The following is an 8247-nucleotide window of genomic DNA, read 5'->3' as shown; positions in this document are numbered from 1 at the left end:
CACAGGGCGGGGCAAAGCGCAACGGGTGGTCTCCCGACTGTTCAGAGGATCAATCAAGGATTGAGAAGAAGAAAAACAGCCCGTCGTCGTAGGGGCGGGGGAAAACGGGTAAACAGACTGTCTTCCCTTGGCCTCACTGGCGTCTGCGGGGCGGATCGCTGGGGAATCGGCCGAACAAGTGGGCCGTTTCGGGGCGTTTTCCCCCGATTCCCGGGCCTGGGGAATTCAGCGTCCGCCCAGGTGGGGATCCCCTCCCCGGACTCTCCAGCCAGGACGGGGGGAAACTCCCAGGATTTCCCCAGACGGTTAGGCCGGCGTCAGCGGCTCAGAAGCCCATCACCTTGGCCACGGTTTCGGTTTCGGGGGCGATGCCCGTGTGGAAGGTGGCGTCGTTGTTCTCGATCGCCGTCGTCGGGTCCTTGAGGCCGTTGCCGGTCAGCACGCACACCACCGTGGCGCCGGCCGGCACCTCCTCCCGTCGCTTCAGCAGGCCCGCCACCGAGGCGGCGCTGGCGGGCTCGCAGAAGATGCCCTCCCCCTGGCCCAGCAGCTTGTAGGCCTCGATGATCTCGGCGTCGGTGACGGCCATGAAATCGCCGTTGCTCTCCTTGCGCACATTGAGGGCGTTCTCCTTGTTCACCGGATTGCCGATGCGGATTGCCGTGGCGATGGTGTCCGGTTGCTCCACCGTGTGCCCCAGCACCATCGGTGCCGCACCGGCGGCCTGGAAGCCCATCATCCGCGGCAGGACCGTGCTGTGGCCGGCCTGGCGGTACTCCTTGAAGCCCATCCAGTAGGCGCTGATGTTGCCGGCGTTGCCCACCGGGATGCACAGCCAGTCAGGGGCTTCGCCGAGGGCATCGATCACCTCGAAGGCGGCCGTCTTCTGCCCCTGCAGCCGGTAGGGGTTGAGTGAGTTCACCAGCGTGACCGGGTAACGGTCGGCCACGTCCCGCACGATGGCCAGGGCCCGGTCGAAGTTGCCCTGCACCGCCAGCACCTCGGCGCCGTAGAGCAGGGCCTGGGCCAGCTTCCCCTGGGCCACGTAGCCGTCGGGAATCAGCACGAAGGCCCTCATGCCGCCCCGGCGCGCATAGGCCGCCGCCGCCGCCGAGGTGTTGCCGGTGCTGGCGCAGATCACCGCCTCCGAGCCGGCCTCCTTGGCCTTGCTGATGGCCATCGTCATGCCCCGGTCCTTGAAGGAGCCGGTGGGGTTGAGGCCGTCGTACTTGAGGAACACCTTCACGCCCCGGCCCACCCGCTCGGCGATCACCGGCGCCGGAATCAGGGGCGTGGCCCCCTCCCGCAGGGTCACCACCGGGGTGGCGTCACTGACGGGCAACCAGGAGCGGTAGGCCTCGATCAGCCCCGGCCAGTCCTGCATGGTGGGCTGCCGGCCCAGACGTCGCAGGGCTCGTAGCAGGGGCACGGGGGACAGCGGCGAGGCTGACGTCAATGTAGAGCTCCGGTCTGGGGCGTCAGGGGGCGGGTTTGGCCGGGGCGGGTGCCGCGGGGGCCGCCTGGGGCTCGTTGCCCCGCAGGCCGTCGAGGGGGGATTCGGAGAAGAAGCGCACCAGCTCGCTGATCGAGGAGGCCTTGGAGACCAGGCCCATCAGGGCCGGAATGCTCACCTCGAGCTCCCGGGTCGGGTAGGCCCGCAGGAACGTGATCGCCGAGAGCGACCCCTTGCCCTCGTAGGTGCCCAGCACCATGGCGGCACGCAGGGCGGGCACGCCGGCCTCCGGGGCCCGCAGGGGGAACAGGATCCGGGCCAGGCGGGCCAGGATCGCCTCACCGATGCGGGTGTTGAGCAGGCGGCTCATCAGCACGATCGGCAGCTGCACCGATTCGTTCAGCAGTTTGCTGACCTGTTTGGGGTCCTGACGGCCCAGTCGCAGCACGTCCCTCAGCAGACCCCGGGCTTCGCCGGTGGTGGCCAGATGCTCCAGATCCGCCACGGGGATCGAGCGGCGGAAGGCCCCGCTGGTGAAGACAAGGTTCTCGGTGGCGAAGGCCGCGGGAGTCGACCAGCACAGCCCCAGACCCAGGACAGCGGCCACAAGCCTTCGCCGCTTGTTCACAGATGACTCCCTTGGATTGACCCGACTCTACGGATCTCAGGCGCCGGAAACGCCGGCGGCCTGGCGCACCGCCGGTGTCACCAGCACATCCCGCAGCAGGTGCACCACGCCCCGCTCGGCCAGACCCCTGGCCACCTGCAGCCCCATGCGGCGCAGATCCGGCTCCCCCAGCACCCGCGGCAGGCGCTTCAGCAGCAGGGATGGCTCGAAGCCCGGCAGGTCGCGCAGGATCGCCACCAGCTCCCGGATCGGTTCGAGATCGAGCAGCGGGGTTGAGGCCGGGGCGGGGGGCAGGGTCCGCAGCCCCGGCGGCAGCAAGCGGTTCGGAAGCCGCCGGCCAAGCCGCAGGGTGGTGTTCCAGGCGAGGGTATCCATCTGCAGCACCAGCGCATCGACGAGCTGCTGGCGCATCAGGCCGCCGGTGGGGGAGAAGAGGAAATCGAGCACCTGGTCGAGCAGGCCGTCGAGGTCGAGCTGCTCCTGGAGCGAGGCGCTGGCCACCAGGCTCTCCAGCCGCTGCCAGCGGAATTCATCGCCGTCGTAGAGCATCTCCCGCAGGCTGCGGCGCAGCTCCGGGTCGGGATCCTCCATCAGCCGGCGGGCGAAGTAGGGGTAGGCGGCGCCGAGGATCTTGAAGTCCGGGTCGACACTCAGGGCGATGCCTTCGAGGGTCACCAGCGAGCGGATGATCAGGGCGTAGTAGGGGGGAACCTGGAAGGGGAAGCGGTACATCACCCCGGAAAGGTCGTCGGTGACGGCCTTGAAATCCATGCGGCTCACGCCCATCTCCAGGGCCTGGCCGAACACGGTTTCGAAGGCCGGCACGATCGGTTCGAGATCCACCGCCTCGCCCAGGAAGCCGAGCTGCACGAAGTCCTTCGAGAGCGCCCCGAAGTTGCGGTTCACCAGGTGCACCACCGCCTGGATCAGGCCGGTGCGCGCCTCCCGCGACACCTCGCTCATCATGCCGAAATCCAGGTAGGCGAGGCGCCCGTCGGCAAGGGCCAGCAGGTTGCCGGGGTGGGGATCGGCGTGGAAGAACCCATGCTCCAGCAGCTGCTGCAGGCTGCAGTTAACCCCCACCTCCACCATGTCGTTGGGGTCGACCCCGAGGGCGCGCACCGCGTCCAGGTTGGTGAGCTTGACCCCGTCGATCCACTCCATCGTCAGCACCCGGCGGCTGGTGGCCTGGCGGTAGATGGCGGGGACGGCGATGCGGGGGTTGTGGCTGTGCAGGCGGGCGAAGGTTTCGGCGTTGGAGGCCTCGTTGATGTAGTCCATCTCCTCGAAGACCCGCTTGCCGAGTTCATCGATCAGCCCCACCAGATCGCTCTTGATCAGCCCCACATTCCGGTTCAGCCAGGCGGCGATGTTGCGGACGATGTAGAGGTCGAGGGTGATCTGTTCCCGCAGCCCCGGCCGCTGCACCTTCACCGCCACCCGCTCGCCGCCCATCAGCACCCCCCGGTGCACCTGGCCGAGGGAGGCGGCGGAAATCGGTTCCTTCTCCAGCGAAGCGAAGATCGTGTCCACCGGCGCCTGCAGGTCCTCCTCGATGCAGGCCATGGCCAGGGCGCTGTCGAAGCCCGGCAGCTGGTCCTGCAGCTGGGCCAGCTCCTCCAGCAGCACCGGCGGAACGATGTCCGGACGGGTGGAGAGGGCCTGGCCGGCCTTGATGAAGGCGGGGCCCAGGGCCACCAGCAGTTCGGCGCACTCCCGGGCCCGTTGCCGCGCCCGCCCGGGGTTGCCCAGCTGGCCGGTGACCTTGTCGACGCCCACCCCGAGCAGATAGAGGCCGATCGGCACGAGCGTCTGCCAGACCCGACGTACCAGGCGCATCGGGTGGCCGGCGTAGATCCGGGTGATGGCGGCCGGGTCGTAACTGAGCAGGCCCGCCGCCTCCAGGAAGTCCCCCATCTCCACCTCGGCGGTCAGGCGCTCGGGGGTCGCGGCGGGGGCTGGGGGGGAGGAAACCATGGCTGGGAGGCACCGCCGCGGCGCCGGCAGGCGAAACCCCCTTCTAAACGAAAGTCACAGCCGCTACGGTCGGGCCACGTACCGATCGCTCGCCGGAGGCCTGGGTGCTCACGGGTCTGCGCCTCGAGAACATCGCCCTGATCGAGCGGCTGGAGCTGGCGTTCTCGACCGGGTTCACCGTGCTCACCGGCGAGACCGGCGCCGGCAAGTCGATCCTGCTCGATGCCCTCGATGCCCTGCTCGGCGGTGCCCAGGGCAGCCAGGGGGCCCGTCTGCTGCGCCGCGGCACCGAGCGGGGCCGCATCGAGGCCAGCTTCAGCCTGGCTCCCCCGGTGCGCGACTGGCTGGAGCGCCAGGAGCTGGAGGCCGAGGAGGGTGAGCTGCTGCTCAGCCGCGACTGGCGCCTGCAGGACGACAGGCTCACCAGCCGCCACCGCCTCAACGGGGTGGTGGTGAGCCGCAGCCAGGTGCTCGAGCTGCGGCCCCTGCTGCTCGATCTCACCGTGCAGGGCCAGACCCAGCAGCTGGGCCGCCCCGGCCAGCAGCGCCGCTGGCTGGATCGCTTCGCGGGGGAGGATCTGGCTGCGGCCCTGGAGGCCACCCGTTCCGCCTGGCAGGGCTGGAAAGGGGAGGCCGACGCCCTGGCGCGGGCCCGCGCCGACCGGGAGCGCTTCGCCCTTGAGCGGGAACGCCAGGAGGAACTGCTGGCGGAGCTGGAGGCCGCCGAGCTCGAGGATCCCGCCGAGCGCCAGCGGCTGCAGGGGGAGCAGGACCGCCTGGCCCACGCGGTGCGCCTGCAGGAGGGGGTGATGACCCTGATCGGTCGGCTGGTGGAGGGGGCCGAGGCCGCCCCGTCAGTGCTCGACCACCTGGCCGCCTGCGACCAGGAGCTGCAGACCATGGCCGGCCTCGATGCCGGGGTGGCGGCGCTGCATGGGGCCTGCGCCGATGCCCTGGCCGGGCTGCATGACCTGGCCAGGGATCTGGATCGCTACGGCTCCCTGCTGGAGAGCGACCCGGAGAGCCTGGCCCTGCTGCAGGAGCGCATGGCCCAGCTCAAGGCCCTGGAGCGCCGTCACGGCCAGAGCCTGCCCGAACTGATCGCCCGCCGCGACAGCCTGCGGGAGCAGCTGGCCGGGGCGGATGCCGAGGCCGCCCTGGCGAGCCTGGAGGCCGCCGAAGCCGCCGCCCGCCAGGGGCGTGATCGGGCCAATGCCGTGCTCACCCAGGGACGCACCGCCGCCGCCCGCCGCCTCGAGGAGCAGCTGATGGCGGCCCTGCGGCCCATGGGTCTGGCCAACGTGCGCTTCGCCGTGGCCCTCAGCGCCGCCGAGCCCGGCGAGGAGGGGGCCGATGCGGTGCAGTTCCTGTTCTCCGCCAACCCGGGCCAGCCGCCGGCGCCCCTGGTGGAGGTGGCCTCCGGCGGCGAGATGAGCCGCTTCCTGCTGGCCCTGAAAACCTGTCTGGCGGCGGCCGACCCCCACGTCACCCTGCTCTTCGATGAGATCGATGCGGGCGTGAGCGGCCGCGTCAGCGGCGCCATGGCCCAGCTGCTGCGGCGGCTGGCGGAGCAGCGCCAGGTGTTCTGCATCACCCACCAGCCCCTGGTGGCCGCCGCGGCCCAGCACCACTTCCGGGTCAGCAAGAGCGTCGAGGCCGGCCTCACCCACACGCGGGTGTCCCACCTGCGGGACACTCAGGAGCGCCAGGCCGAGCTGGCGGAACTGGCCGGCGGTGATTCCGGCGAGGCCCACAGCTATGCCGCCAGCCTGCTGGGATCAGGGGCGGCGGCGTGAGGCGGCAGGGCTCATCCAGCTACCAGGTGGATGGCGCACAAGGGCCCTGCCGTCCTGGCCAGGTTTCGATCCTTTCAGCTCAGGATTCAGTGTGGAACGGCAGCGCCGGCCCATGGCCCCTGATCAGCTTCGGCAGCGAGATCTGCGGCGATCCCCGCCTCGCCGCCGGGCGGGAGTGGCTGGTCACCAACGGCCTCGGCGGTTACGCCATGGGCACGGTGTCTGGGGCGCCGAGCCGCAGCTACCACGGCCTGCTGATCGCGGCCCTCTCTCCGCCGGTGGAGCGCACCCTGCTGGTGAGCCAGCTGCAGGAGTCGGTGGATGGGGATCCGGACGGCTGCGGACCCCTGCGGATCGTGTCCTTTGCCCTTGAGGGCACCGTGCCCCGCTGGCGTTTCGCCTGGGGGGAGACCCTGCTGGAGAAGCGGATCTGGATGGCCCAGGGGGCCAACACCACCCATGTGAGCTACCGGCTGGTGCGCGGCGGCCCGTTCCAGCTCCGCCTGACGGCCTGCGTGCAGCACCGCTCGCCCCACGGCGGCGAGCGGCCGGAGCTGACCGTGGCACCCTTGCCCAGGGGCGTGGAGGTGCGGCCGCTGGCGGCGGCGCCGTTCGTGCTGCTCAGCGACCGGGGCCACTGGTGCCTGGAGGAGCCCCCAGTCTGGGTGGAAGGCGTGCCCCTGGCGGCGGAGGCCGAGCGGGGGCTGGCGAGCACGGCCGAGCACCTGCGGGCGGCCACCCTCACCGTCACCCTCAACGATCCACAGCCGGCCGTCACCGTCGTGGCCAGCACCCGTCGGGACACCGGCACCGACGGCGACCGGGCGTTGGCTGAGCGCCACGGCCACGAGGAGGCACTGCTTCGATGCTGGCGGGCGGCCCAGCCCGCCCTGGCGCCGGCCGCACCCGCCTGGATCCGCCAGCTGGTGCTGGCTGCCGATGCCTTCGTGGTGGAGCGGTCGCTGGACGGCGCTCCCGGCGACCGGCTGGGGGCCTCGCTGATCGCCGGTTACCCCTGGTTCAACGACTGGGGCCGAGACACGATGATCAGCCTGGCGGGGCTCACCCTGGCGACCGGCCGCTGCGACCGGGCCGAGCGCATTCTGCGCACCTACGCCGCCCGCGTCAGCCATGGGCTGATCCCCAACAGCTTCCCCGACCGGCCCGACCAACCCCTGGACCGGCGCGCCTTCAACACGGTGGACGCCACGCTCTGGTTCTTCCAGGCGCTGGCGGAGCACCGGGCGGCCAGCGGCAGCGACGCCCTGGTGCGGGAACTCTTTTCCCAGCTGGAGACAATCCTCGATCACCACCTGGCCGGCACCTGGTTCGGGATCCGCATGGATCCGGCCGATGGGCTGCTGGCGGCCGGGGAGGGGGAAACCCAGCTCACCTGGATGGATGCCAAGCCCGGCGACCGGGCCATCACGCCGCGCCACGGCAAGCCGGTGGAGGTGAATGCCCTTTGGGTCAACGCCCTGCGCTCCATGGCCGGCTTCTGCCGGCTCACCGGGGCCGATCCGGGTTGCTGGCAGGCCCTGGCGGAGCGGGCCGCGGCGGGCTACCAGCGCTTCTGGAACCCGGAGCAGGGCTGTTGCTTCGATGTCATCGATTGCCCCTCGGGCCGCCCGGATGACCGGCTTAGGCCCAACCAGTTGCTGGCCCTGTCGCTTTCCGAACCGCTGCTCAGCCCAGCCCAGGCCGCCAGTGTGCTGGCGCTCTGCGGCCAGCGGCTGCTGACACGCCACGGGCTGCGCACGCTGGATCCCGCCGATCCCGACTACTGGGGCCACTACGGCGGCGACGCCCAGGAGCGGGATGGCGCCTACCACCAGGGCACGGTGTGGGCCTGGTGGCTGGGGCCCTTCGCCCGGGCCCATTTCCGTGTCCACGGCGATGCGGCCCTGGCGCTCTCGTTCCTGGAGCCCATGGCCGATCACCTGGGCGCGGCGGGGCTGGGCAGCCTCAGCGAGATCTTCGACGGCGATGCCCCCCATGCCCCGCGGGGCTGCATCGCCCAGGCCTGGTCGGTGGCGGAGGTGCTGGCGGCCTGGACGGCGATCAGTGGTGGAACCCCGAGAGTTCCGGGCCATTGAGGGCTCCGCGGCCGGGGTGGCTCGCGAAGCCTTCCAGCGACTGTCGGATGTTCTCCAGCAGCAGATCGGCCAGGTCCCGGCTGACGCCGTGGCGCACCAGGATGCGCTGCACGGTGATGTCCTGGCAGTGGGCGGGAAGGGTGTAGGCGGGCACCTGCCAGCCGCGCACCCGCAGCCGGTCGGCGAGGGCGTAGAGGTTGAAGTTCACCTCACTCCCCTCGCGGATCTTCCAGCACAGGGCGGGGATGCCCGACTGATCAACGCCGCCGTAGAGGATCTCGAACGGCCCCAGATTGG

5 protein-coding genes and 1 pseudogene are annotated in these 8247 nt (G+C 70.9%); 2 read left to right on the top strand and 4 right to left on the bottom strand.

Features of this window, described 5'->3' with window-relative positions:
* Positions 1 to 325: 325 nt before the first annotated feature.
* From thrC to KBZ04_RS11525, 3 genes are all read right to left on the bottom strand, one after another.
* Positions 326 to 1384 carry a threonine synthase gene (thrC, locus tag KBZ04_RS11535; protein ID WP_254945032.1) on the bottom strand — a complete coding sequence of 353 codons (1059 nt, stop codon included), beginning with the start codon at positions 1382 to 1384 and terminating at the stop codon, positions 326 to 328.
* A 94-nt stretch (positions 1385 to 1478) separates the two neighbouring features.
* Positions 1479 to 2081: an alpha/beta hydrolase gene (locus KBZ04_RS11530; RefSeq protein ID WP_254992066.1), complete on the bottom strand. Its 603-nt coding sequence runs from the start codon at positions 2079 to 2081 to the stop codon at positions 1479 to 1481.
* Between the two features lie 36 nt (positions 2082 to 2117).
* Positions 2118 to 4058 (bottom strand): ABC1 kinase family protein, encoded by a 1941-nt coding sequence (locus tag KBZ04_RS11525; protein ID WP_254992065.1) that lies wholly within the window; start codon positions 4056 to 4058, stop codon positions 2118 to 2120.
* Between the two features lie 104 nt (positions 4059 to 4162).
* On the opposite strand from KBZ04_RS11525, the gene recN reads away from it, so the two are divergent.
* Positions 4163 to 5854 (top strand): DNA repair protein RecN, encoded by a 1692-nt coding sequence (gene recN, locus KBZ04_RS11520; RefSeq protein ID WP_254992064.1) that lies wholly within the window; start codon positions 4163 to 4165, stop codon positions 5852 to 5854.
* A gap of 89 nt (positions 5855 to 5943) precedes the next feature.
* Entirely contained in the window at positions 5944 to 7950 is a 2007-nt protein-coding gene (locus KBZ04_RS11515; RefSeq protein ID WP_254992063.1) for an amylo-alpha-1,6-glucosidase, read from the top strand.
* Here KBZ04_RS11515 and KBZ04_RS11510 read toward each other — a convergent pair.
* Positions 7916 to 8247 (bottom strand): annotated as a pseudogene (locus KBZ04_RS11510) (glutamate decarboxylase); the annotation flags it as partial. The gene KBZ04_RS11515 and the pseudogene KBZ04_RS11510 overlap by 35 nt on opposite strands.

Origin of the sequence: Cyanobium sp. N5-Cardenillas, assembly GCF_024345515.1 — a bacterium.
Taxonomy (GTDB): Bacteria; Cyanobacteriota; Cyanobacteriia; order PCC-6307; family Cyanobiaceae; genus Cyanobium.
This window is presented reverse-complemented; position numbering and strand designations above follow the sequence as displayed.